Origin of the sequence: Parabacteroides caecihominis (genome assembly GCF_023656785.1) — a bacterium.
Taxonomy (GTDB): Bacteria; Bacteroidota; Bacteroidia; order Bacteroidales; family Tannerellaceae; genus Parabacteroides; species Parabacteroides segnis.
Genome location: NZ_JAMOKS010000001.1, coordinates 326257 through 351521 on the forward strand (window position 1 = coordinate 326257; position 25265 = coordinate 351521).

At 41.0% G+C, this 25265-nt stretch carries 21 protein-coding genes; 16 read left to right on the plus strand and 5 right to left on the minus strand.

Annotated features, from left to right (window positions below):
• Positions 1–137: 137 nt before the first annotated feature.
• The 8 genes from NBH14_RS00965 (at position 138) to NBH14_RS01000 (ending at position 12652) form a co-directional block, all read left to right on the plus strand.
• A complete protein-coding gene (locus tag NBH14_RS00965; RefSeq protein WP_009860543.1) occupies positions 138–701 on the plus strand; it encodes an RNA polymerase sigma-70 factor in 564 nt (187 codons plus the stop codon).
• A gap of 56 nt (positions 702–757) precedes the next feature.
• Positions 758–1771: a FecR family protein gene (locus NBH14_RS00970; protein ID WP_186957969.1), complete on the plus strand. Its 1014-nt coding sequence runs from the start codon at positions 758–760 to the stop codon at positions 1769–1771.
• Positions 1772–1901: 130 nt separating this feature from the next.
• Complete coding sequence (locus tag NBH14_RS00975) at positions 1902–5252, plus strand: TonB-dependent receptor (RefSeq protein WP_186957970.1); 3351 nt, start codon at positions 1902–1904, stop codon at positions 5250–5252.
• 15 nt (positions 5253–5267) lie between these two features.
• On the plus strand, positions 5268–6890 hold the full coding sequence (locus NBH14_RS00980) for a RagB/SusD family nutrient uptake outer membrane protein (protein WP_186957971.1): 1623 nt from the start codon (positions 5268–5270) through the stop codon (positions 6888–6890).
• A gap of 32 nt (positions 6891–6922) precedes the next feature.
• The gene (locus NBH14_RS00985; protein WP_009860547.1) at positions 6923–8050 is read left to right on the plus strand and encodes a SusE domain-containing protein; all 1128 of its coding nucleotides are present in this window, start codon (positions 6923–6925) and stop codon (positions 8048–8050) included.
• Positions 8051–8062: 12 nt separating this feature from the next.
• The gene (locus NBH14_RS00990; protein ID WP_186957972.1) at positions 8063–9202 is read left to right on the plus strand and encodes a SusE domain-containing protein; all 1140 of its coding nucleotides are present in this window, start codon (positions 8063–8065) and stop codon (positions 9200–9202) included.
• A 100-nt stretch (positions 9203–9302) separates the two neighbouring features.
• Positions 9303–10427, plus strand: a complete 1125-nt coding sequence (locus tag NBH14_RS00995) for a glycoside hydrolase family 76 protein (protein WP_186957973.1) — start codon at positions 9303–9305, stop codon at positions 10425–10427.
• 77 nt (positions 10428–10504) lie between these two features.
• Positions 10505–12652: a GH92 family glycosyl hydrolase gene (locus tag NBH14_RS01000; RefSeq protein ID WP_186957974.1), complete on the plus strand. Its 2148-nt coding sequence runs from the start codon at positions 10505–10507 to the stop codon at positions 12650–12652.
• Between the two features lie 84 nt (positions 12653–12736).
• On the opposite strand, the gene NBH14_RS01005 is transcribed toward NBH14_RS01000, so the two are convergent.
• The 4 genes from NBH14_RS01005 to NBH14_RS01020 form a co-directional block, all read right to left on the minus strand.
• Positions 12737–13426 carry an ABC transporter ATP-binding protein gene (locus NBH14_RS01005; RefSeq protein WP_186957975.1) on the minus strand — a complete coding sequence of 230 codons (690 nt, stop codon included), beginning with the start codon at positions 13424–13426 and terminating at the stop codon, positions 12737–12739.
• Positions 13392–14360, minus strand: coding sequence for a hypothetical protein (locus tag NBH14_RS01010; RefSeq protein ID WP_186957976.1), 969 nt, complete (start codon positions 14358–14360; stop codon positions 13392–13394). The genes NBH14_RS01005 and NBH14_RS01010 overlap by 35 nt, the downstream gene beginning before the upstream one ends.
• A gap of 52 nt (positions 14361–14412) precedes the next feature.
• Positions 14413–15372: an outer membrane beta-barrel protein gene (locus tag NBH14_RS01015; RefSeq protein ID WP_186957977.1), complete on the minus strand. Its 960-nt coding sequence runs from the start codon at positions 15370–15372 to the stop codon at positions 14413–14415.
• 349 nt (positions 15373–15721) lie between these two features.
• The gene (locus NBH14_RS01020; protein WP_250817046.1) at positions 15722–16813 is read right to left on the minus strand and encodes a winged helix-turn-helix domain-containing protein; all 1092 of its coding nucleotides are present in this window, start codon (positions 16811–16813) and stop codon (positions 15722–15724) included.
• Between the two features lie 94 nt (positions 16814–16907).
• On the opposite strand from NBH14_RS01020, the gene NBH14_RS01025 reads away from it, so the two are divergent.
• From NBH14_RS01025 to NBH14_RS01060, 8 genes are all read left to right on the plus strand, one after another.
• Complete coding sequence (locus NBH14_RS01025) at positions 16908–17156, plus strand: NVEALA domain-containing protein (protein WP_186957978.1); 249 nt, start codon at positions 16908–16910, stop codon at positions 17154–17156.
• A 217-nt stretch (positions 17157–17373) separates the two neighbouring features.
• Positions 17374–17619: an NVEALA domain-containing protein gene (locus NBH14_RS01030; protein ID WP_250817048.1), complete on the plus strand. Its 246-nt coding sequence runs from the start codon at positions 17374–17376 to the stop codon at positions 17617–17619.
• Between the two features lie 72 nt (positions 17620–17691).
• A complete protein-coding gene (locus NBH14_RS01035; protein ID WP_186957980.1) occupies positions 17692–18324 on the plus strand; it encodes a hypothetical protein in 633 nt (210 codons plus the stop codon).
• Between the two features lie 5 nt (positions 18325–18329).
• Complete coding sequence (locus NBH14_RS01040) at positions 18330–19385, plus strand: BF3164 family lipoprotein (RefSeq protein ID WP_186957981.1); 1056 nt, start codon at positions 18330–18332, stop codon at positions 19383–19385.
• Positions 19386–19428: 43 nt separating this feature from the next.
• Complete coding sequence (locus NBH14_RS01045; protein WP_186957982.1) at positions 19429–19611, plus strand: hypothetical protein; 183 nt, start codon at positions 19429–19431, stop codon at positions 19609–19611.
• 156 nt (positions 19612–19767) lie between these two features.
• Positions 19768–20412, plus strand: a complete 645-nt coding sequence (locus NBH14_RS01050; protein WP_250817049.1) for a hypothetical protein — start codon at positions 19768–19770, stop codon at positions 20410–20412.
• Positions 20413–20565: 153 nt separating this feature from the next.
• The gene (ruvB, locus tag NBH14_RS01055) at positions 20566–21591 is read left to right on the plus strand and encodes a Holliday junction branch migration DNA helicase RuvB (protein WP_044215110.1); all 1026 of its coding nucleotides are present in this window, start codon (positions 20566–20568) and stop codon (positions 21589–21591) included.
• An 8-nt stretch (positions 21592–21599) separates the two neighbouring features.
• On the plus strand, positions 21600–23105 hold the full coding sequence (locus tag NBH14_RS01060; RefSeq protein ID WP_186957984.1) for a lipopolysaccharide biosynthesis protein: 1506 nt from the start codon (positions 21600–21602) through the stop codon (positions 23103–23105).
• A 2-nt stretch (positions 23106–23107) separates the two neighbouring features.
• Here the strand turns inward: NBH14_RS01060 and NBH14_RS01065 are convergent, their stop codons facing one another.
• Positions 23108–25177, minus strand: coding sequence for a sensor histidine kinase (locus tag NBH14_RS01065; protein WP_186957985.1), 2070 nt, complete (start codon positions 25175–25177; stop codon positions 23108–23110).
• Between the last annotated feature and the right edge of the window lie 88 nt (positions 25178–25265).

Below are 25265 nucleotides of genomic sequence, written 5' to 3' on the forward strand. Positions count from 1 at the left end.
AATAAAGCCCATTACAAGTTACAATGTGGGTAGTTCCGTTCTATGAAATACCTTAAATGCCCTTTAAGATCAACTTAGACGAAACAAATTGTCAGTGTTCGTTTTGATTTAAATATTAGCTTCGTATATTTGCTGCTATGCTAACGAAATCTATCAACGAGGAACTATTAGTGAAGGAACTGGTCCAGGGAAGCCAAGATGCTTTTCAGGCAATATTCATGCACTATTATCCTAAAGTCCACAATTTTGTATACGGCTTGGTTAAATCGCAACAAGATGCGGAAGATATTACCCAGGAGGTTTTTTCAAAAGTGTGGGGAAGTCGCAGTATGTTTGCCGATGTCAGGAATTTGGGAGCTTATCTGTTCATTTTATCTAAAAATACTACATTTAATTTTTTGGAAGCCCGGCAAATACGTATAGAAAGGTTGAATGAAAAGCCTTTTGAGGAAGAGGCTCATGACTCACCGGACGAAGATCTGATAGCAAAAGATTTACAACTTTTGATAGACATGGTGGTGGCAAATATGCCGCCTCAGCGTAAACTGATTTATCAGCTGAGCCGTGAAGCGGGATTATCGAATGCAGAGATCGCAGAGAAATTGGATCTGAGCAAGAAGACGGTAGAGAATCACTTGAATCTGGCGTTAAAAGAGTTAAGAAAAATCTTATTATACCTATTGATACTTTATTTGTGTTAAAAAATTAGGGGTGAATAGCATGAGAGTAGTCTTTATAATATAATCGTAAAGGAGAAATGAGTTATATAAAAAAAATAGTTGATTATTTCTTTCACCATGATCTCCCGGAGGAGATGAACTGGAAGATACATCGACGGCTATTGAAAAAAGAAGACAGACCGGAAGTTGATGAGGCATTGCAATCGGTTTGGGATACTATGGGATTTCCGGAAATGAATGAAGCTCGTCCCCGGCAGGCTTATTCCATATTGAGTAAGAATTTAGGTTTTACGGAACAGAAAAAATCCGCATCAAAAAATGTGCGGATCATGCCGTTTTGGGTAAAACTGACAGCTATATGGCTTTTACCATTGATTATGTTTTCCACATCCGTCTATTTTTATTGGCAGGCAACCAGTGTGAAAGATGTGTTGGCGACTGTTTCGCTGATAGAACATTTTGTTCCTGCCGGAAAACGTGAGCAGATTGTTTTGCCTGACAGTAGCCGGGTCTGGCTGAATTCCGGTAGTGTACTGATATACCCTTCTATATTTGTGGGAGACAGACGTGAGGTTTATTTGTCAGGTGAAGGTTATTTTGAGGTGGAAAAGAATGCGGAACAACCGTTTATCGTTAAAGCTCGGACACTGAATGTCGAAGTGTTGGGTACCCGGTTCAATCTTTTCGCTTATCCTGAAATAGGGCAGATCGCGACTACGCTTGAAGAAGGGGCTGTACAGGTCCGTTTGCAGGATGAAGAGGGGAAAACTTTTCACCTGGTGCCTGATGAACAATTGGTCTATTATATAGAATCCGGGAACGTTGATGTGAGAAAAGTTGTTTCTGCCGATTATTCTGATTGGCGTGAGGGAGGTTTGCTGTTTGATAATTATTCATTCACTGATATTATCCGTATCCTGCAACGTACATATGGGTTGGATATACATTTGCAGACATCTGCCTATAATAAGAATCTGCTGACAGTTCATTTCAATAAAAATGAATCGGTAGAAAATATATTCATGCTTCTGAAAGAGTTGATACCCGGTCTGGAATATAAAATTGACGGGAAAAGTATTTATCTGAAATAGGAAACAATAAAAAAATCACATGTAATTTGAAAAAGTTTTACGATTGATTGGGTGCAACGTTTTTTCCATCTGTCATTATAGATGAGTACGTACTCAAATCGGTGCAATTGTTTAACTATTTTAATTACATATGAAGAACAAACACAAATCCAGACGAATTGGAACCTATTGTCTGAGCTTTTTGATCGCAGGTTGCCTGCAGATCAATGCGCAAAAGGTATCCTTTAGTGAAGGAACTGTTTCTTTAAAGGAAGCATTCCAGAAGATTGAAGCTTCATCCAAGTACAAAATCGCCTATAATGGCACACAGTTGGATGTAAACAAGAAAGTTGTGCTTAATCAGAAAAATGCGGAAGTATTGGATGTATTAAGCCAGGTGCTGGCTGGTACAGGCTATACTTATTCGGTAAAAGGTGACTATCTGGTCATTACCTCTCCCTCCCAAAATGCGGTCAATCAGAAAGTAAAGAACGTAAAAGGTGTTATTGTCGATGAAACAGGCGAGCCTGTTATCGGTGCAAACGTCGTTGTTTCAGGAACAACGAACGGAACGGTTACTGATTTTAATGGTAATTTCTCGTTAGAAGTTCCGGAAAATGGCACACTGGATGTTTCTTTTATCGGTTATCTGACGCAATCGATATCTCTGAAAGGGAAAAATGATTTTCGTATTACATTGAAAGAAGACACACAGAAACTGGACGAAGTAGTGGTTGTCGGTTATGGTACCCGTTCCCGTAAGAGTATTACCGGATCTGTGGACCAGGTGAACAGCGAGATTTTTGAAAATCGTCCGGTAACCAATGCGACTCAGGCGTTGCAGGGAGCTTCTGCCAACCTTATTATCCAGAGCAAAAATGCGAATCCGAACGATAACAGTATGAACATCAACATCCGTGGTGTCAGTACGATGGGGAACAATGACCCGCTGATCGTTATCGACGGATTGGTATCGAGTTCATCGACTCTGAACAATCTGAACCCGAACGATATTGATAATGTATCTGTCCTGAAAGATGCAGGTAGTGCAGCCATCTATGGTTCTCGTTCTGCAAATGGTGTTATTCTGGTAACGACTAAAAAGGGTTCTAAAGGCAGTAAACCTGTTGTTGCGTTTAATGGACAGGTCGGCATCCAGGACCCGCATATTTTATTTTCACCGGTCGAAGGCTGGCAAAACGCCATGTTGAGAAACCAGGCAAATATGAATGTGGGTAGTGCTCCCCAGTTCACACCCACCCAGATTCGCGATTTGTATGATCACCGTAATGAAGAAGAATGGTTGTATGATCAAATCATCAAATCCGGTCTCCAACAGAACTATAACATAAACGTATCCGGAGGTAGTGAAAATACGACCTATATGGTATCCGCCAGTTACTATAACCAGGAGAGTAACTTCCAGGGTAGCTTCGGTATGGAACGTTATAACTTCCGTAGTAATCTGAGTACGGAATACGGACGCTTTAAGTTGACATCCTTGATGGCTTATAACCGTCGTAAAGACAGAACTGTGGCCGGTGGTACAGGAAACACGATCATCAACTCATCCCGTGTCCCGTCTTATTATTACTACAAATTTATGGAAGGCGACAAATATCTGGTCAATGATATAGTCGGCGATGACAATCCGTTGGCATTGTTGCAGGATGGCGGTTATGAGAAGAAAGACGAAGACAATTTCATCGGAAGTATGAACCTTGATGTTAAGATCATCGATGGTTTGAAAGCAACCGGTTTGGTAGGTCTGGATTTGACCCAGCATCATCGTTATCGTCGCGACAAGAAAGTGCCGTTGTATTCTTCTGCCGATTTGGAGAATCCGGTACTGTACATGCACTCCAATACAATGACTGAAGATTATAATGAAAAGCGTTATACTCTGAGTACACAATTCTTATTGGATTTTAACCGTACATTTAATAATGTCCATAACGTAAGCGCATTGGTCGGTGTTTCAAACGAATCTTACACAAAACAAGCAAGCCGTATTGCCTGGGAATACACGGATGAAGACCTGGGATTGCCGACGACAGACGAATCCATCCAGAATAAAGATAACAAAAACTCGAACAATGATACGGACCAGACAAGTATTACTTCCGTATTTGGTCGTGTAGGCTATAATTATATGGATAAGTATTATGGAGATGTCTCTTTCCGTTATGACGGTTCTTCAAAATTTGCCAAAGACGAGCGCTGGGGTTTCTTTCCTTCGTTCTCTGCCGGCTGGCGTTTGTCTGAAGAAGCCTTTATGGATACGTATAAGAGCAACATCGGCGATTTGAAACTGAGAGCATCGTATGGTGTACTGGGAAATCAGAATGTGGACAATTATTCTTACCAGACTGTCTACCAGATGAACAACAACGGCTATGTATTCAATGGCATATCCGTCCCGGGAACGAGCTATACAGACGGTAATGCCTTCCTGACATGGGAAAAATCAGCTAACTTTAATATCGGTGCCGATGCAACCTTCCTGAACGGGAATTTATTCTTATCTGTAGACTATTTTGATAAGAAGACATCTAATATATTGTTAACACCGGAAGTTTCGTCCATCTATGGCGGTTCCGCAGCCAAAGAGAATGCCGGTGAAATGAAAAACAGAGGTTGGGAATTAACTATCAACTACAAGTTAAATTCCGGCGACTTCCATCATAACTTCAATTTCAATATTTCCGACTCAAAGAATAAAGTGACCGATTTCGGAGGAAAAGAACGTATCGACCAGAACGACCAGTTGTATAAATTGATTCGTGAAGGGGAGCCGTTAGGTTCATATTTCGGTTATAAAACAGACGGATTGTTCCAGAGTTACGATGAGATTGCGAACAGTGCGCTGCCGGTAGGAGCTTCCGTTCAACCCGGTGATGTGAAGTATGTCGACCAGAACAACGATGGTGTCATCGACGAGAAAGACCGTGTGATACTGGGTAATGCATTTCCGCGTTATACATTCGGTTTCACTTATAATATGACATGGAAAGGTTTTGACCTGAACGTCATGCTGCAAGGTGTGGGCAAACGTTCCATGTATCTGCGTGGTGAGTTGATAGAACCATTCCACTCAAATTATTCCTATTGTATTTATCAACATCAGTTGGATTTCTGGACTCCGACAAATCCGGATGCCCAATGGCCTCGTTTAGTTGCCCCGGGCTCATCTTCTTCTACAAACAACTGGGGTATGGCCGGATCAGATATTTATTTGTTGAATGCAGCTTACTTACGTGTGAAGAATATCCAGATCGGATATACCTTACCGAAGGCACTGACTCAGAAGTTTGGTGTACAGAAATTACGTGTCAGCGTAAATACCGAAAATCCGTTGACATTTACCAAGAACTCATTTATCGATCCTGAATCTTCTGAATTCGGCAGCGATATGGGTGGCATCGGTGGCATCGGGGCAAACAGCGGACGTAACTACCCGACACTGACTTATTATGGATTTGGTTTGGATATAGAATTTTAAGACATAGACTTTGTTATGAAAATGAATATTTTAAAATATTTGCCAAGTATAGCATGCGCTATACTTGCATCATTCGTATCTTGTAATGATTTGGATCTGGCTCCTACCAATAAGTTTACGGATTTGAATTACTGGACTTCCGAGGCAAAGGCTTCTTCCGTATTGAGCATGGCTTACAGTCAGATGATGAGTTCCGGCTATTTCTTCGCAGACGAACGGTTATCGGACAACTTATACGAAGGGCGTGGTAGTACGGATGAGAAACTGATTACTTCGGGTCAGGCAAATGCCGCTCTGGGACGATTCTCTGAAGATTGGAAAAAATGTTTTGAAGGCATTAAAACATGCCACACATTCCTGGAAAATGTAGATCGTGTCCCCGACATGGATGAAACAGTAAAAAACAGGATGAAGGCAGAAGCACGTTTCATTCGCGCCATGCTGTTCTTCCGCCTGGCTAATAATTATGGCGATGTTCCTTTGTTTGACTATACACTGACAATCGAAGAGGCTAATACGATCGCCCGCTCGCCGAAAGCGGATGTTATCAAGTTTGTCCGTGACGAACTGAATGATATCGTCGGTACATTGCCGACAAGACAGGAATATGCCGCGGCTGATAACGGCCGGATCACAAAAGGGGCTGCTATGACTCTGCTTGCCCGTACTTATCTGTATGAGAACGACTGGCAGAATGTTTCGTCTGTCTGCGAGAAAATAATCAATGGCGAATATGGTGAATATGCATTATTTTCAAGCTATGCAGGTCTGTTCTTGCCGGAAAACGAATACAACAGCGAAGTGATCCTGGATATGGGATATCTGCTGAATCTGAGAACCTGGAGTGAAATGTACGATGGGATTCCCTTGTCTGTGGGTGGACGTGTAAACGGTTTTGCTCCGACACAGGAACTGGTGGACGATTATATCATGAAAAATGGCCGGTCGATTCATGAAAGCGGTTCCGGCTATAAAGAAGACGATCCCTACATAAACAGAGATCCCAGATTACAGGCTACTATCGTTTATCATGGCTACCAGTGGACAGACGGCAACGGTAAAACGTCTACAATTTATATCAAACCGGGTTCTTCTGCCGATGCAGGTGCTGCCAATCTGGATGAATATATCGGTCCGGGACAGAACTCCACCGCTACAGGTTATTATCTCCGTAAATGGTTTGATCCGACCGCTCCGGCAGGTCTTGCTTCCGGCTTGAATCTGATTCTGATGCGTTATGCCGATGTCTTATTGATGTATGCTGAAGCAAAAACAGAACTGGGTGAGATGAACGAAACAGTTTGGAACAAGACGATCCGTCCGATCCGCGAGCGTGCCGGTTTCACAGACGCTTCTGCTTTGAATTACCCGGCTTCAGGTGATATGCAGACTATTGTACGCCGCGAACGCCGTTGTGAATTGGCTATCGAGGGGACAAGACTCTATGATATCCGCCGTTGGAAAACGATCGAGACAGCACTAAATGGCAATCCTCGCGGAGCGAAATTTGCAGCGGATAATACACAGTATATCCAATTGGATAAGAGATCTTTCAATAAAGATAGAGATTACTTGTTCGCTATTCCGCAGTCACAACGGGATATCAATAAGAATCTGACTCAGAATCCGGGATATTGATTAAAATTTTAAATCCAAAAAATCTAAGAGATATGAAAATAATATCTATAAAATATATGATGCTGTTCGCTTTTGCTATGGTCTTTGCGGCATGTAGCAGTGACGGGGAAGTGAGGCATTTGGGCGTGACTGCCGTTAAAGCGTTATATGAACCGGATAATGGGAAAGCCGTTGTCCTGCAAGCATCGGCTTCGGCTTCTTTGTATTTTGAATGGGAGCCGTCGTTAGCCGAAGATGGTGGTGCTGTGTTGTACGAAGTTGTTTTCGATAAGGCGGATGGTGATTTTTCCGATCCTGTTTCTATAGTTACTGCCGACAACAATGGCGGAACTAATCATGCAACGATCACACATAAACAGTTGAACCAGATCGCCGCTTCAGCAGGGATCGGATCAGCGGAAGAAGGGACTCTGAAATGGACGGTATATGCCTCCAAAGGTATTAATCCGGTCAAGGCAGAAGAAGAACGCACGCTGACGCTTACCCGTTTGGCCGGATTCGCAGAGGTTCCGAGCCAGTTGTATATCACTGGTGAAGCCACGGAAGTAGGAGCTGACCTGGAGAATGCCATGATCATGAAGAAAGTGGCTGACGGCGAATTTGAGGTTTTCATGAAACTGACGGAGGGCAAGTCCTTCAAGTTTGTCAGTGCCAATACCGGTACTCCGACTGAATACTCGTTGAACGGTGAAAAACTGGTAGAAGGCGGTACTACGACAGCAACCAAAACCGGCATCTATAAATATTATATTGATTTTAATGCCGGATCGTTTACTTCCAAAGAGGTGACTAAAGTGAAATGGTTCCTGAACTGGTCACAGAAAGAGATAGAACTGGATTACCAGGGTCTCGGTGTCTGGGCTATCAGCAACTATACGGTAACGGGATTGACGGATAGCGATAATTCGGATGATCGTTATAAGTTCAGAATGGAAAGTTCTGACGGAGAGACCGAATGGAGAGCTGCCATCAATAATGATAGCAAGCCGACCGGCAATGATGAGTATTACTATATGGCTGAAAAGACGAATGTAGAACAGTGGACAAACAACGAAGTCTGGAAGAGCCCGGCTACCGATGGCTGGAGCGATAAGGCGTATGATGTTACATTCTCTTTGAATACGCAGGGTGAATATACTCATAATTTAGTAATCAAATAAAAAGGAGGAATTATGAAAGCGATATTTATAAAACTGATGTTCATCACCTCTGCCGTGTTGGCCTTCATGGGATGTAATGATAATATGGGTGACACGGATAACCGTTTGGCAAGTGTCAGTACGTTACTTGAACCGGCGGATGGAAAATCCGTTGTTCTGGAACCGTCCGCATCATCCAGTGTTTATTTTGAATGGCAGACACCGAGTGTAGAGGAAACAGGTACTGCTCTTTACCAGATTGCTTTTGATAAGGTAGACGGTGATTTCTCAAAACCGGTGTATGTGATGTGTGCCAATAATAACGGATTTGGCAATTATGTATCCGTTACGCATAAACAGTTGAATCAGATTGCAGGTAAGGTCGGCATAAAACCGTCTGATACGGGTACATTCAAGTGGACTATACTCTCTTCAAAAGGTTTGCAGAGCGTAAAAGCCGGCGTTGAAAATAAGATTACGGTAACCCGCCTGGCAGGTTTCGAAGATGTTCCGATCGATGTCTATGTGACCGGAGAGGCTTCTGAAGGTGGGACTGACCTGGCAAAAGCACATAAAATGAAAGCTGTTGCCGGTGGTGAATTTGAAGTGTATACAAAACTGGCGGCAGGCAAACCATTCTATTTTACGGATGGAAAGACCGGTACTCCGAGAGAGTTCTATACAGCGGACGGCATGGTGAAAGAGAACGGAACGACAACGGTCGCTAAAGACGGTGTTTACCGTATTACATTAGACTTTAATACCGGTGCCTGTACCTATACGTTGGTAAACAAAATAACTTTCTATTTCTGTCCGGACGGAGAATCTCTGTTTGAACTGCCTTATGTTGGTTATGGTGTATTCCAGGCGAAGGAAACGGTAACTTTCAAGCAAGAGAGCTGGGGTAGGGACGAACGCTATAAGTTCAGAATGACTATCCGGGAAAATGGAGGTGCCGATGCAGAGAAGGAAGTCGACTGGGGTACATTGAACCAGACAGACTCCCGTCCGACGGCAAGCAGTCCGGAATCTTATTATTACCTGCAACTGTTTACCGAGGTATCCCAGTGGGATAATAAGTGGAAGCTGATGGGCGATTTTGATGGTGTTCCGGCTACTTATACCGTTTATCTGACGGCAGACCAGCCTTACACACATACAATCGTTAAATAGTTTATTACAAATATTTGGTAAGAAGGACCCGGAATTGTATATTTCGAGAAAAATGGATCTTATTCCGAGTCCTTCTTTTTTAACAGCTAAAAATAATGTCATGAAGAATATACTCCTTTTCCTGTTTCTCCCCCTTTTCCTGGGAGCTTGTGGCGATGATGATAATACTCCGAACGGACCGGATGAAAATGATAATATTAATTGGTATGCCGCTGCCGACAGCAGTACGACAGCATTGGTAAATTCATTCTGGAATGCAGGAGGAAAATATTTTAATTATGATAGCAACGGAAATACGACGTTCCATTACTGGCCTCAGGCGCATGCGCTGGATGTTTTGACGGATGCTTATTTGCGTACGGAAGATGCAAAATATAAAACCTATTTCGACCAATGGTTTGAAGGCGTGAAGATCAAGAACGGCAATTCGTTCCGGAATGACTATTACGATGATATGGAATGGAATGCCCTCGCTATTCTTCGTGCTTACCAGGCAACCAAAGAACAGAAATATAAAGAGGCGGCATTGCAGATATGGGATTATATCAAAGTGGGTTGGAATGAGAATGCAGGTGGAGGTATCACCTGGGTAAAAGGGCAGGAGTATAGCAAAAATGCCTGTTCAAACGGTCCGGCTTGTATTCTGGCAGCCCGCCTGTATCGTGAGTTTGGAGATGAGACCTATAAAGAATGGGCACTCAAGATATATAACTGGGAGAAAAGTACATTATTCAATAGTAATAACGGAATGGTGTATGACAATATAAACAGTAATACAGGAGAAATACAGAAAGACTGGATATTTACTTACAATGAAGGAACATTTGTCGGATCGGCTGTTGAATTGTATAAGATATTGGGAGAAAAAGCCTATCTGAACGATGCCGTTTTGGCCGCTGATTATACCATCAGTACATTGGTCAACAATTCTATTCTGAAGGATGAAGGAACTGGAGACGGAGGATTATTCAAAGGTATTTTTATCCGTTATTTTACGGATCTGATCCAACAGGACCGCCTGGATGCAGGTGCTAAACGACGTTATGTGCAGTTCCTGAAAACCAATGCCGAGACATTATGGACGCAGGGGACCAATAAATCGAATGTCTTATTCGGTACTTACTGGCGGAACGCCCCGGGAGCATCTACAGGACTGACCGAACAACTGAGCGGTTGTATGTTGATCGAAGCGGCTGCGTTGCTGGACGATTTGAATCTATTATAAGTTATACGTGTTTTTAATTTCAGACAGATATAGTTTTTAATTCTTGATCATTATCATATTCTAATAATTAATTTAGCATGAAAAACTCTTTTTTTGCAGGTTTGCTGTCATTAACCGTAATGATAAGTTGCCAGCCGGATAAACAACTTACGAATTATGTGAATCCTCTTTTGGGGACAGCTACGCTATGGGAAACGAAAGATCTGGGTTATGAGCGTCATTTGAAGACAAGGACCTGGGGGGCAGAAGTCTTTCCCGGTTCTTCCGTCCCGAATGCGATGGTACAGCTGAGTCCGGTGACTCAGTTCCGGAGCGGGGCCGGTTATCAGTATGAAGATACGGTCATCTATGGTTTCTCGCATACCAACAAAGGACATTGGAATCTGCTGCATCTCCCTGTCCTTCCGGTGACAGGAAATGTTTCCTCCGGTGATTATGCTTCAACATACAGTCATTCGAACGAATCGGCCCGTCCGGGTTATTACCAGGTGTTTCTGGAAAGGTACGGGGTCAATGCCGAACTGACTTCCACGCTCCGCTGTGCTTATCATAAATATACTTTCCGGCCGGATGACGACAAGAAAGTATTAGTGGATATCACACGGACAAACAATGGAGTCAGAGACTGGAGTATTCAAAAAGTCGACGATTATACTTTTTCCGGTAATCAGGATGCGGAAGGAAATATCCGTTTCTATGCTGTTTCCAATTATAAGATTGAGGATGTCAGACAGTTGAAAGATGGTGAACATGAAGTTTCTATTATCAGTTTTGCCGATAGTAAAGGAAGCAAACCGCTGGAGTTAAAGATCGGTTTTTCTTTTGTAAGTATCGATAATGCAAAGATGAACCTGGAGCAGGAAATGAAGGATAAGAGTTTTGCACAGGTTCGTAAGGAGGCTGACAAGACCTGGGAGAATTTGTTATCCAAAATAGAAGTAACCGGCGGAACGGAACGTGAGAAAGGCATTTTCTATTCCTGCCTGTACCGTTCGTTCTTATGGCCGGCGTTGCGTAGCGACGTGAACGGGGAATATACGGATGCCAAAGGCAATGTGGTAAATAATGGTTTCCGTTATTATACCGATCCGTCATTCTGGGACGATTATCGCAATAAGTTGATTTTATTGGGAATGATCTCTCCGGACGTAACGACCGATGTGATCAAGTCCATCACAGATAAAGGCGAAAAACGAAATGGTTATATGCCGACCTTCTTCCATGGTGACCATGCCTCTGTATTTGTTGCCGGTAACTATTTACGCGGATTGAAGGATTTTGATCTGAACCGGGCTTATAAACTGTTGGTGAATAATGCCACTGTCCCGGGAAAAGGCGGCAGGCCATATCTGGATGAATACATCGAACAAGGATGGATTGCAGAAAAGGATACCACCAATGTCCCGACCTGGGATGAATACAAAGCCGCTGTAACAAAGACTGTGGAATATGCATACGATGATTATGCGACCGCCTTGTTGGCTAAGGAGTTGGGAGATGAAAGTATTTATAAAACATTGATGGAACGTTCCGGCAATTATAAGAATCTGTTTGACCCGGGTACGGGCTTTTGGCGCGGAAAGATTGCCGATGGCAGCTGGATCAAAGATTTCGATCCTTACTATCCTTATTATGCCTATATGTATCGTGAGGCTAATGCCTGGCAGTCACTGTTCTTTGCTCCCCATGATCCGGAAGGCATGATTGCCCTTTATCCCGGTGAAAAAGCGGTCGAACAGAAGCTGGATTCACTGTTCACTGAACCGTGGAGAAACTATGAAGCGCATAATATGACCGGTTTCATCGGAAATTATTGTCATGGCAATCAACCGGACCACAGTGTTCCCTATACTTATTATTTCATCGGTAAACAGGAGAAAGCGCAATGTGTGCTGGATAGCATCATGAACCATTATTACGATATGGGTAAAGAGAAGCTCGCCTATTCGGGAATGGATGATGCCGGTGAAATGTCTGCCTGGTATGTATTCAATGCCATTGGTTTATATACCTATTCTCCGGCTGATCCGGAATATATTGTAACTGTGCCTTTGTTCGACCAGGTGAAATTCACTTTAGGCGATAATAATCAGTTCACGATCGTAAAGAATGGCAATGGGCGGAAGATTACGGATATTTCTTATGACGGTCAGAAAATCAATGGTTGGTTTATTTCACATGACCTGTTGAAACAAGGAAAACAACTGACGATTACTACTGAATAAATATATAAAACGTTTTTCTATTGGAATTAGGGGGTGTTTCAAAGCCCCCTAATTTGTTTAGTACATGCCTATCAGATTGAAAGACTAAATAAGTCTCTTTATCTGATCGGAAGCCTGATCTTCTATGGTTGAATAGAGCCGTTTTTGAAGCATTTCGAACTGATCCTTGGAGTAGCTGTGGTCGATTGTCCCGTGATCGATATGATGGATATAATCGCAACAGGAAGTCAGTGTCTCGAAAACATGTGAGGTGACCAGCACTGTTTTGCCCCCTTCCCGGAGTTGTTGCAGGATGAGGGTGAGGATATGGGCACTTTCCAGATCCAGGCCGTTAAACGGTTCATCCAGGACAACGATCGGTTTATCCGGTTTAAGAACGGCCAGCAGAGCGAGTTTCTTTCTCATCCCGGTTGAATAGTTCTCCGTTATATCGTCTAACGGAATATGGAAAAGTTGTTGCCAACTGTCTGTTTTAAAGCCATTTTTGCCGGTAGGGAAAAGATCCAGATATTCGCGCCCTGTCATATAAGGATAAAAGTAGTTCTCTGCTTCCAGATAGGCAATATCCTGCCTTTTCAGAGGTCTGTCGTTATAGCTGACCGAGCCTGCTGAAGGACGGATGAAGGTATACAGCGTATTCAGCAAGGTCGTTTTTCCGGCACCGTTCAGACCGACCAGACCATGTATTTTCCCCGATTCCATCGATAAGTCGATCCCTTTCAGTACAGGAAATTCTTTTTTATATTCTACTTGTAGATTCCGGATTGTAAGCATATAAGTAAGTTGTTAGATTCCGGCGTGCAGCCAGATAGTTTTTGACCAGGAAAAACAAGACTACCGGTAAAAGAACCGGAAAGAAAATGCTTATTACGGCTATTGTTATGGGGACCTGTCCTCCTGTTATTTTTGTATTCGGCAGATAATGGGCATATTTATTTATAATAAACAGTGTTATGTTCAGGGAAACCGCAGTCAGGAAGGTGAGGATGAACCACCAATGCTCCGGATATAAAAGTGTATATATTGCGCAAACAGGAATTGTTGCACATAAGAATAACTTCAAATTTAAACGAAGCTTTCCGTGCAGGAACCTGTTGACCGGACGCTCCTGTGAGCAAAGTATCTGTACCGGTTCTGAAAATCTGAATATATCGGATACTATGACTGTGAAGAACCAGAGCGATGCCAAAGAAGCGAAAGGTAGCAACAGTCCTATCCATGCACTCACATAAAGGATCAGTAATAAACCGCCGTATTGCCGTATCCCTGACCGCAGTTCAAAGGCTTCCGCCGGTATCCATTTAGGGGAGTTCATTCCTTTTTTTGTCCGGTGGAAAGGCTGTTTTATGAAACCAAGACTTATGCATCCGACTATAATTGCTAGCGATACATACCAGAATGAATTTACCGATATGATGATAAGGACCGGCAAGGACAGCAAGAGATAATCCATACTGAATACTTTCCAGGCTTTTTCCTCTGCAAGATAGATAAAATGATAGTCTTTTCTCCGCCATTGAATCAATGAAAGGAAAACAAGCAGGATACCCGCTATAATCAGGCTCCCATGTAAATCCTTTGTAAACTGATACAGCGCAATCCCGGCTATCAGTAAAATACCTGTCAGTATAACCAGATAGATAACAGGTATTTCACGAATAAACTTTCCTGCCTGGCGGAGCCGGAAACGGAGGAATGCGCTGTTCATATTATACGTAATTTAGTGTTCCGGACAAATGTAGGTAATTTTATTTGTTCCGCTAAAAATAAAAGCGGATTCCAGCATCAAAGCTTAGGCGGAAAATACCGCTTCTTTCGTCATCCGATTTCTGGTACCCGGCATTTTTCTGGTTGGGTAATGAACCTCCGATATATCCAATATTCGCCCCGATCCCGACATGGTCACTCAGTAAATATTCCGCACCTAATGCAAAATTGTATCCGAGGCCGGAACAGGAGGCGCTTTCTCCTTTTAGAGATTCACGGTAGCCGAAATATCCCAGTCCGAGGACTTCGCGGAATTGCCATTTCTCACTGATTTTTTGTTTTAATACAAATTGAGGGGCTACGTAAGTAAGGCCGACATTGATGGAGTTGCTTGAGATATCGTACGAAGACCGGTATCCGGAATATAATAATCCGCATCCGAATCCGCTTTTTGAAACCCATTCGTATCCGATCTGCCAGTCCAGGCCGTTTTTAGGATTTCCAGAGGCTCCCGATGGCAAGTAGAATTTGCTTGTCATCCAGGCATATCCGATGTTGGCATAAATCGTATGAGGAGTAGGACGCATTCTTTTTTCTTTCTCTTTTCTTATCTCGCTTGCCTCGATAAATGAGTTGGGTTGATAATTGTCGATGATGGTATCGCTCAGATACAGCATCATTCCTGCAATCTGATGGCAGCTGCTTCCCCAGATGGAAGGTTCTTTATGTTCTGTCAGCGACAGGGCGTTTCCGCCATATTTGGATGTCTCCTTTTTAGCCAGCTCGAGTACCTGGTCATATTTGCAGTTTGTTGAGGCACCGTTATCAACGACAGCCACTTTTCCAATCACTTCCGCCGAATTGGGAACCGTATCGTTTAATCCGTATAAGCGGATGTTTTCAGGAGTAGTGCTGACCGGATATGTTTTAACAATGTCCGTCATTACTTTGGGGGCACAGCTTGTCAGAATAAAAAGGGTAAACACGAATAGTAGGTTTTTAATAGTTTTCATTTGCTATAAGATTATTGTTATCAGATATATAAGTATTTATTGTTTTTCTAAACGCCAAGTTTTGTTTTTTGTTGTATCCGATGTATATTATCCCTATCTTTCGGCTATCAAACCATACCTTTCATTATCAACGCTTATTCCATACTTCTCTTGCTGACATCCCATACATTTTAGCGGCCGATAATTGTGAGCCGCTTGGCTCATAATTATCAACCAAACGGCTCATAATTGTCGGCCAATCGGCTGATGGTTATCAACCACTGATTTCCTGCCGGGGAAATTGGAGTTAGTACGTATGGTAATTATAAAAGGATAGGGAAGAAATAGAAGTTTGATCGGGAGCTAATTGTTAGTTTTCTATAAACATAAGTTTGTAACTATCTTTAAATTCATATTGGATATATAATCCCAGTGGCTTTAAGGTTATATTTAAACGCGAGATAGCCTGTTGGATTGTGTTCTCTTCTACTGTACATCCTTTCCAGACCAGATTGCATAAGTCATTTATTGAACAGATATTTTCAGGCGCATTGCAAAACGCGACTAATAATTGTTGTTGCTGACGGGTTAGTTTTATAGTTTCTCCGTTGTACTTTAATGTCTTTGTGCTTTTTTCAAATAGCAGATGAGGAGAGAAGATATGGATATCAGGATCATTGCTCTGTTTTTCCAGTTGTTTGAGTATTTCTAGTTTCTCTTCCGTTTTAGTTAGTTCGTTTTGTAACGTATTTTCTTTGGTTTCAGCGGCTTTAATAATCTCAGGAACTTGCATTCTAAGATTATACCAAGCATATCCTATTGATGTGGCGAATATCAGCCAGCCCAATAAAGCCAGCCAGTATAAAACAGGTATATGTTGGATTAGTGTGTATGTGGGGATTTGTATATATGCCTTTAGAGTAATGCCTATAGAACTAATTACATAAGGTTCCATAAATAAAGGAATAAAAGAGTTAATATCCCAACGGGTACAACTATTGTTTTTTTCGTTAACTGTGTCAGTTAAGCAAATGGCTGTAATTATGTGTATATTTTCTTCTTTTAGTTTTCGTTGGAAGATTGTGTCCAATTGATAGACATTGATTGGTTTTTTGATGGCCAGAACAGATTGGAGAAAATCAGTCATTTTTTCATCTAGTGACAGATTAGGAAGAACCGGTGTTTTTATTTCCAGAGTAGAAGATTTGAAAGTACCACTATCTTTATTGGTTTCGTGTAAGTTCCCGGTTGATATTTCTCCGGTTAATATTTTTGACCTGTTGTGAAAGTCCTCGTTGACCGATTCTTGAAACAGAGTGGTAACCTTGTCTTGTATATGTTCTTTTTCCTGTTGGAGAAAAGAGACTATATGTGTAACAACTAAAATTGCTAAGGTTATTATACAGATAATAGATGCTATTGTAGTTCCGATGAAAAGGTATTTTTTGTTACTTTTTTGCATATTGTTATTGAATTAATTTGAAATGTCAGTGAATGTCAGCACGTTTTTCAAGATGATTAGTTTTATTTGCAAAGTAAAATAAACAAAGTGAGAGATGAAAAAGATTATGCGGAAAATATTACCAGTGACAGTTGGTGCTGCGGCTTTGGTCGTTGGCAGTTTGTATATGGGAAATCCGGATCCGGATGAAATGTCCGTTCTTTTGTTGGAAAATATTGAGGCTTTGGCGTCTGGTGAGGATAGTACACGTTATTTTTGTTATGGAGTAGGGAGCGTGGATTGTCCAAATGGCAAAAAAGTGGAAATTGTTAGAACGAATTTCAGTTTGGATGATTATGAATAATGAGTATTAAAAACAGGAGAAATGCAAAAGGAGTTTACCCACCAACGGCTAAGAAAGTGAAGGTAAACTCCCGGAGCTCCCTTCTAAAAAGGAAGAGAGGTGTGTATGGAAATTTAGCGTAATCAGGCTTTAAGCCGAATATTTACCGAAAATCTTTCGGTAAAGGTAAGAATTAAATAATTTGTAAACTTAATTTTAAGAAAAGATGAAAGCAAAATTGATTATAGGATTTATTGCTATAGCTGTAGCGGCTTTGGCTGGTTGGAATATTAACAAGAACCAGAATGAGGTGATTCTTTCGGAGTTGGCGTTGGCTAATGTCGAGGCTTTGGCACAAGAGTATGAATCAAACATTGGAAGCTGTTCAGTCTATGGATGTACGTGGAGTTTTACTACTACATGTAATGTGTATACAACTAATATGCACATATTTCTGATGAGTTGTCCTAATATGAGAGGCTAACTGTTTAGTAATAACCGGATCAGTTTAATTTTTATCGATTAGACTGATCTGGATTAAACAAGAATAAAGCATATGAAACTAATCAGTATTCTAATTATTTTTTTAGGAGGAACGTTTTCCTTAAAAGTTTGGTCGCAAAATAGTACTTTGAATTTTCCAGGTAATCAATCTCTATATAAATTGGAGACCCAGTCTAAAAATCAACAACCTGTGATGTATCCTGCTCGTGATAGTGAGAAGATCAAAATAAAGCATTACTTTACCCGTGATAGTTCTACTTATGTTATATATACGAAAGAATATCTGAACAACTCGCAAGTGAAAGACTCCTATGAATTTACTCAGTGCGCTTTTTTTATGAAAGACCATAATTTCTCATGGGAAATTGTTCCGGATACGAGTAGTTTACACTATTTTAAAGTATTTACTTTTTTCCCCGGAGCTATGTCGGTTCGACAAAAATTTACCAATGAGGATAACTATTTCAGTTATAAACAATTTAAATATGAACAAACAGCAGAATATGGAAAAGAAATACCTCTGCTTATTATTTATGAAGATGATTTAAAAAGTAGGAAAACGGAATCTTTAATTAGACAGTTTTTAAATAAAGAAGGTCTTATAGATCTAGAAAAAATAACATTTCCTTATGATAAAATTGATAGGTATGTTATAGTCTCCTATGTGTTGAATGCTAAAGAATAAAAAGTATGGTGAAGTTTGGATATGTTGTATTATTTGTATTACTGATTTCTTGTGGAGAACATCGGAAATATGATCATTGCTCCCGTATTACATTGGATGATTTTGCAAAACCGGTTCTTTTGGAAAGCGAGATAGTGGAGTTGGATGAGCCTGTGATGCGTCCGTTAAGGATATATGCCATAGATTCGTTTCTAATTACTAAAGAAGATGAATCGGAGTTTCTACTTCAGAAGTATAATATAAACAGTTGGAAGAAAGTGGGTGAGTGTTTTTCTTTCGGAAGTGGTCCCAATGAATTTTTATGGATACAAAGTTTGCAATCGGTTGATTCGGATATATGGTTAGCCGATGGTCAGAATGCATCTATATCGCAATTTAGAAAAGAGGATGTTTTGCTTTTGGATTCTACAAATGTGGAAGCTGTCAGGAAAATATCTTTTGAGGATCATTTTAGATATATTGTCGTTTTGCCAGATGGTCAATTTGCGGCTTTGGCATATAATATTAATCATAAAAGACTTTCATTTTATGATTTTGAAGGTAATTTAGTAAAGACGAAAGGTGAATATCCTGATTATGGTGACGAACTTACGGAGGTAGAAAAGTTAGAAGGGTTTTCGTGTAATATGATTTTGAGTCCGCATAAAGATCGTATCTTTCTGTTTTATATGCAAACAGATTTAATTGAAATTTATGATTTAGCCGGAAATCTGGTGCAGAGATTACATGGACCGGATTATTTTTATCCAGCAGTGAATCAAGTGTCTCAAGGGGATGCCTTACGTGTTTCATCTGTGGATGGAGAATCCAGGGATGGATATTTTTCACCGGTTGTAGTCAATGATAAAGTTTATGTTTTGTATTCAGGTGAATACTATGATAGAAAAAAAGGAAGTTCTTTACAAAAAAATCTTTTTGTTTTTGATAATGAAGGAACTCCTGTGAAAAGATATTTGCTGGATACTCCGATTTATAATTTTACAATTGATTCAAAAGAGAATTTTTTGTATGGATTGAGCAATGATCCTGAATTTCATGTGGTACGTTATAAATTAGATTGATCGTTAAATTCAAGTTTTTTAATCAAATAAAGAATAGCATATCATGGGAAAGCAGGCTTATTGCTGTAATATTGATTCTGTTGTTAATGCTATCCCTCATTATAAAATGACAGATTTTGATCCATACTTTACAAATATAGATCTTGTTTTGCCCTTATATAAAGGGAACTTATTATCTTTAGGTGATAAACATCTGAACTTAACGAAACAAAACGTTATGCTTTAGCTGATTCTACAAAAATAACATCTGATGAAGAATCGAATCGTTTGTATGCCGTGGGACAAGATACCTCACTAAACTCCGAATTGCAAGTGCTGTTTTTTGAGATTTAGTGTCAGTATATTCTTTGCTTTGGGGCTGATAATAAATATTTTTAAGAAAATGAAGAGAAGCTATTTTATAAAAAAAGAAAATGAGTATTCCCGTTTGGCTGAACGGATTATATTGGCATTGGCTGAATTGAAAGTGCCTTCGAATATTTCTTATTCAACCAGTAGTGTATCTGTTTATGTTGATTCGGCAGTATCTGATTCTGAAATACGGATATCGGATCATCCTTCTCATCATGGAAGTTATAAGTATAACTTCATTAAATCAATAGAATGTGTATCAACATTTTCGAAGGGTTGTTATTTTTATCAGTTGTCCGATGAGGGGATAGAGGCTTTTTTGGAAGATTATAAGTTGAATGAGCAACTGCCTGATGAGCAGTTGATATCAATTAGTAAACAATACGAGATGCGATCTTATGTTATCCATAAACAAACGGGGTTGTTTTTAATTAAAAAGAAACCTAAGCTATTCAAACCTGATGCCAATATACAGAAGCGCCTTTTGACATTTGAAAATTATCAGCTTTTGTCTTCGAGGATAATCAAACGATTGTCCGGTTGTTTATCGACTAAAAAAACGTTTTTCGGTATTGATTTGACAAAGGATATGATTATGAATCGTATCCGAATACTTGGTGATAACAGCGATAATTATGATATAATTTTTGAACAGGTAGAAATTGAAGATGATTAAATCTTGTGATTCTTAACTGTGTTAAGTGTCATCATGAAGTCAATAACTTTTTCTGATGAAAATGGAGGATAGACCGCTACGTAAGTTATGAACGGGAGCCAGACGGTATAAAGCAAATATATTTACTATCTTTGCAAGTCAATGAGCAAAAATATGGAAGACGATTTTGATATAAGGGATACCCGTATGCCGGAAAGTGAACGAGAGTATGAGAATGCGCTCCGACCGCTTTCTTTTCATGATTTCAGCGGACAGGCCAAGGTGGTCGAGAACCTGAAAATATTCGTGATGGCTGCCCGTATGCGTAAAGAAGCATTGGATCATGTGTTGCTGCATGGCCCTCCCGGATTAGGTAAAACAACGTTGTCGAATATTATAGCCAATGAGCTGGGAGTTGGTTTCAAAGTGACTTCCGGGCCGGTTCTGGATAAACCCGGTGATCTGGCGGGGGTACTTACTTCGCTGGAAAAGAATGATGTGCTTTTTATTGATGAAATCCATCGGTTGAGTCCGATCGTGGAAGAATATCTTTACTCGGCTATGGAAGATTACCGGATCGATATTATGATCGATAAAGGACCGAGCGCACGTTCCATTCAAATAGACCTGGCTCCTTTTACACTGGTTGGAGCGACAACTCGTAGCGGTTTGCTGACCAGTCCGTTGCGTGCCCGTTTCGGTATCAATATGCATCTGGAATATTACGAGATGGAGACATTGACGAAGATCGTGTTGCGTAGTGCCGATATTCTGAATGTAAAATGCGAACTGACAGCTGCCCGTGAGATCGCTTCCCGGAGTCGCGGTACGCCTCGTATTGCCAATGCGTTGTTGAGGCGTGTACGTGATTTTGCACAGGTAAAAGGTTCCGGTGAAATAGACAAGGCAATTTCCTGCTATGCGCTGGAGGCACTGAATATTGACCGGTATGGCCTGGATCAGGTTGATAATAAGTTGCTGACTACAATTATAGACAAATTCGGCGGTGGTCCGGTCGGACTGACTACGATTGCTACGGCTTTGGGAGAAGACCCCGGAACGCTGGAAGAAGTGTATGAACCTTTCCTTATCAAAGAAGGATTTATCAAACGCACACCGCGGGGACGTGAGGTAACGGATCTGGCTTATACCCATCTGGGACGTAAAAGGGGCGAAGAACAAGGGTTTTTATTTGACTGAAAATAGTTATGGCTGGAGGAATGAAGCGGCTCGCAGGAGAGACTGCGATTTATGGTGTTAGTAGTATCGTAGGGAAGTTCCTGAACTGGATGCTGGTGCCGATGTATACGCGTGTGCTGGCGACGGAAAGCGATTATGGAATCGTAACCAATTTGTATGCCTGGACGGCATTGCTGATGGTTATTCTGACTTATGGGATGGAAACGGGATTTTTCCGTTTTATGAATAAGAAAGAAATTGCGCTTCCGATGCGGGTTTATGCTACTACATTATTTAGCATTGCTCTTACTTCTGTTCTATTTGTAGTATTGATATTCAGTGCTCTGACTCCAATCAGTGATTCTTTAGGGTATGGTTCGAATCCTGAGTTTGTCGGGATGATGTCGGGAATTGTGGCAGTCGATGCCTTTTGTTGTATACCGTTTGCATTTCTCCGGTATCAGGGGAAAGCAGTTCGTTTTGCTTCTATTAAGCTGTTTAATATTTTTCTGAATATTGTTTTAGTTCTTTTCTTCCTGCTAGCTTGTCCATGGCTCTATGATCATACCCCTGTATTGGTCGATTGGTTTTATATCCCTGATTATCAGGTTGGATATATTTTTGTTGCGAATGTAATAACATCTCTTGTCACATTTGTGTTATTGTTTCCCGATATGATTCCGGGTTTACGGGAAAAAGCCAGTTTTGTTTTACTTAAACAGATGCTTGCTTATTCTTTTCCGATCTTGATTTTGGGGATTGCAGGTATTTTTAATCAGACAGCCGATAAAATATTATTTCCTTTCCTATTCGAAGATAAGGAAATGGCTAATACCCAATTGGGGATATATGGCGCTTGTTTTAAAATAGCAGTTGTGCTGGTAATGTTTACACAGGCATTTCGCTACGCTTACGAGCCATTTATTTTTGCAAAGAATAAGGATGATGACAGTAAAAAGTCATATTCGGAGGCGATGAAGTATTTCATTATATTCGCTTTGCTTATTTTTCTGGCAGTGATGTTTTATATCGATATATTTAAACATATTGTTCCGGCTTCCTATTATCCGGGTTTACGCGTTGTTCCTATTGTTATGTTAGGAGAATTGTTCTTCGGAATATATTTTAATCTCTCGTTCTGGTACAAACTGATTGATCAGACAAAGTGGGGCGCTTATTTCTCGACGATAGGATGTGTTGCGACGATCCTGATCATTGTTTTGTTTGCTCCGACATACGGATATATGGCTTGTGCCTGGGCTTCTTTTGTCAGCAACCTGGTTATGATGTTGTTATCCTATTTTATCGGACAAAAGAAATTCCCGATCCAATATGATCTTAAATCGGTGATCACTTATTCCGTATTGGCAACCGTATTTTATCTGGCCGGCATGTTGCCGACGATAGAGTCGGAAATCCTGCGTCTGGGTTACCGCACATTGCTGCTTTGCCTCTTTGTCGGTATCGTTGTAAAACGCGATCTGCCATTGGGAGAGTTGCCTTATGTAGGGCGTTATTTTGCTAAAAAGAAATAATTTTATTCCGGTTTGATCGGGATGATCAGCGTAATACGTAGTCCGGTTGTATAATCCGGGTCTACGTAGATGTGGCCTTTCATACGTTCTGCGATCTGGCGGCAAAGGTATAATCCTAATCCTGAACCGGGAACGAAATCATCCGCTTTGGTGAACCGTTCGAATATCCATTCACGTTTATCGGGTGAAATACCGCAACCGGTATCTGTGATACTGACAATCATCCGGTTTTGTTCTTCTTCCGCTTTATAGGCAAGGACAATGCTTCCCCGTTCGGTGAATTTGTTCGCATTGTTCAGCAGATGGGCCAGGATCAGGCTGAAATGGCTTGAATTGGTAAAAGCAATATCCTTATTCCGGTCGCCTTCTATTTGGTAATCGATGTCCGGTTTGCTGTTGAGCCTTTTGAGTTGTTCCATTTCACAGGAACAAAGCAGATGGATATTGACCGGTGATAGGGGTAAATCCTCCTTGTTGCTGTCCAGCTGGGCAATTTCGAGTACGCTGTTCATCATAGAAGTGATATGGTTGCAGTTCTCGAAAATGATCTTGCTGAATTCCTGCTTTTCTTCGGGGGTAATATCTTCCGTTGTGATCAGGTCGGCAAACCCGTTGATCGCGTTCAGAGGCGTGCGAACTTCGTGACACATGTTCTTGATGAAGGCATTCTTCATCTTTTCACTTTCCTGCGCTTTCTCGCTGGCAAGGATGACCAGGCGGTTCGACTCCTGTAGTTTCTTGTACAATGCATTGATTTTCCATAAACGGAACGCAACAAAGACTGCGAAACTGATAGCCAGGATAAACAAGGCCAGGAACATATATAGTTGGCTCCGGCTTTTTTGTAAATCCACTTCCAGTGCTTTCTTTTCAATAACCAGTTCGTCAACCCGTTTCTTGATTTCCAGGTCTTCCAGCTTGTCATTTATGCTTTTCAACCGTGCGGAATCTAATAGGGCGGCGTATTCTTTGTGGGCATAAAAGGCATCTTTATACAGGTGAAGGCTGTCCAGCATATCTATTTTATCTTTGAGCGTCGATACAACATGTTCTGATAGGTCGACTTTCAAACCAGAGTTACGGAAATAATGGATAACAGAGTCGCAATACCGGATGGATTTGGGATATTCGTTTATCAACCGGTAAAAATTCAGTGAAGTATAATAACGTTCATATTCGGGGGAAAAAGCTGCATCTTCAGGATATTTGCTGTTCAACTCCATAAAATGCCGGTAATAGGAAGTCGCAATATCTTTTCCCAGCGTTTGGGCAGAAAGGGCCAGAGAAGAATAAGCATTCAACAAATGCCGTTTTGTTACATAAGGACGTTTTTTCATCTCTTTTGTTTCTGCATATTCTTTTTGCATATCCAGGTAACGGATCGCGTTTTTTATCTGATCCGATGTATCGACTGAATAAAGAGTCAGGATGTAGAATGAGTTCAGACGGAACAAATATGAATATTGTAACGGTATAGTTTCCGAGAGAGCGATCACTTCCTTAAATCGTTCACTCACCATTTTTTGCAACTTTTCTTCATTACCCGGTTCAACACGGTTACTATAGGCCATTCCAAGAACATAGTTTATCGACATTTTCTCAAGAGGCGACAGTTTTTTGTCTGTTTCCAGTTTAAGCCGGTATTGCTCGATCAGTTTCTTCCTGTCTTCTCCTTCGGTATAGAAAACCACGCGTACGTCGATGATCGTCTGCATATAAGTTACCAGAAAATCGCGTGCTTTGCCTTTCAGTTCGCGTTTTGCTTCTTCCATGTAAACGTTTGTGCTGTCCTTGATGTCGTTGTTGACATAAAAGCGGAGAATTTCGGTCAGGGCAGCTTCTTTATAATAATCGTTATCGTTGGCCAGTGCTTCCTTATACAGTTGTTTGGCATAGTCAACCTGTTTTTCCTGCCGGGAGATATCCATCAGGTTTGTCAATGTCTCCAGCTTTTCTTCCGGGGAGGATACCGATTTTAAAGCAACGCTTAAAGCCTCTTTGGTAGCCGTGTTGTCGGCAGCAGCAAAGAGTATATTGCCAAGCATGTATATCAGAATTAAGCAGCGTTTCATTATTTATATAAACATTTAGATGGACTCCTTTTCAAAATAACATTCTTCTTTGTGCAAAGTTAATTGAAAATCAATAAGACTTCGAATT

Coding starts and splice junctions, on each gene's coding strand:
- NBH14_RS00970 (WP_186957969.1), top strand. CDS start 758: ATGAGTTATATAAAAAAAATAGTTGATTATTTCTTTCACCATGATCTC.
- NBH14_RS01020 (WP_250817046.1), bottom strand. CDS start 16,813: ATGCAAAAAAGTAACAAAAAATACCTTTTCATCGGAACTACAATAGCA.
- NBH14_RS01000 (WP_186957974.1), top strand. CDS start 10,505: ATGAAAAACTCTTTTTTTGCAGGTTTGCTGTCATTAACCGTAATGATA.
- ruvB (WP_044215110.1), top strand. CDS start 20,566: ATGGAAGACGATTTTGATATAAGGGATACCCGTATGCCGGAAAGTGAA.
- NBH14_RS01045 (WP_186957982.1), top strand. CDS start 19,429: ATGGGAAAGCAGGCTTATTGCTGTAATATTGATTCTGTTGTTAATGCT.
- NBH14_RS01060 (WP_186957984.1), top strand. CDS start 21,600: ATGGCTGGAGGAATGAAGCGGCTCGCAGGAGAGACTGCGATTTATGGT.
- NBH14_RS00990 (WP_186957972.1), top strand. CDS start 8,063: ATGAAAGCGATATTTATAAAACTGATGTTCATCACCTCTGCCGTGTTG.
- NBH14_RS01025 (WP_186957978.1), top strand. CDS start 16,908: ATGAAAAAGATTATGCGGAAAATATTACCAGTGACAGTTGGTGCTGCG.
- NBH14_RS01050 (WP_250817049.1), top strand. CDS start 19,768: ATGAAGAGAAGCTATTTTATAAAAAAAGAAAATGAGTATTCCCGTTTG.
- NBH14_RS01040 (WP_186957981.1), top strand. CDS start 18,330: ATGGTGAAGTTTGGATATGTTGTATTATTTGTATTACTGATTTCTTGT.
- NBH14_RS00995 (WP_186957973.1), top strand. CDS start 9,303: ATGAAGAATATACTCCTTTTCCTGTTTCTCCCCCTTTTCCTGGGAGCT.
- NBH14_RS01010 (WP_186957976.1), bottom strand. CDS start 14,360: ATGAACAGCGCATTCCTCCGTTTCCGGCTCCGCCAGGCAGGAAAGTTT.
- NBH14_RS01065 (WP_186957985.1), bottom strand. CDS start 25,177: ATGAAACGCTGCTTAATTCTGATATACATGCTTGGCAATATACTCTTT.
- NBH14_RS00985 (WP_009860547.1), top strand. CDS start 6,923: ATGAAAATAATATCTATAAAATATATGATGCTGTTCGCTTTTGCTATG.
- NBH14_RS01005 (WP_186957975.1), bottom strand. CDS start 13,426: ATGCTTACAATCCGGAATCTACAAGTAGAATATAAAAAAGAATTTCCT.
- NBH14_RS01015 (WP_186957977.1), bottom strand. CDS start 15,372: ATGAAAACTATTAAAAACCTACTATTCGTGTTTACCCTTTTTATTCTG.
- NBH14_RS01035 (WP_186957980.1), top strand. CDS start 17,692: ATGAAACTAATCAGTATTCTAATTATTTTTTTAGGAGGAACGTTTTCC.
- NBH14_RS00965 (WP_009860543.1), top strand. CDS start 138: ATGCTAACGAAATCTATCAACGAGGAACTATTAGTGAAGGAACTGGTC.
- NBH14_RS00980 (WP_186957971.1), top strand. CDS start 5,268: ATGAAAATGAATATTTTAAAATATTTGCCAAGTATAGCATGCGCTATA.
- NBH14_RS00975 (WP_186957970.1), top strand. CDS start 1,902: ATGAAGAACAAACACAAATCCAGACGAATTGGAACCTATTGTCTGAGC.